Here is a 299-nt window from a genome sequence, read left to right on the forward strand (position 1 = left end):
GTACTCGATCTGATCCAACATCCTGGTCGGCCCAGAGGCCGCCATCGGGGGCAAGCCCCCTCCCACATTTTCAGTGCCCGCCTGGGGTCAGGCGATTTCAGCAACGACCGCCGCCAACGCCTTAGCCGGATCGGCCGCCTGGCTGATCGGACGGCCAATCACCAGATAATCCGTTGGTGCTGAAGGTCAGCTGACACACGCCATTTACAACGGTGGGAGGGGGCTGGCTCCAATGCCAGTCAAGGCTTTTTGTAGGAGCGAGCTTGCTCGCGAAAAACTCACAGGCACCGCGTTTATTC

Annotated in this window: 1 pseudogene; it reads right to left on the bottom strand. The window is 60.2% G+C overall.

The annotated features are described in order from the left end of the window. Positions 1-87 precede the first annotated feature (87 nt). Positions 88-180: pseudogene (locus BFP90_RS28155) on the bottom strand (orotidine-5'-phosphate decarboxylase); the annotation flags it as partial. Positions 181-299 lie beyond the last annotated feature (119 nt).

The sequence above is a fragment of the Pseudomonas sp. 24 E 13 genome (assembly GCF_900004715.1).
In the GTDB taxonomy this organism is placed as follows: domain Bacteria; phylum Pseudomonadota; class Gammaproteobacteria; order Pseudomonadales; family Pseudomonadaceae; genus Aquipseudomonas; species Aquipseudomonas orientalis_A.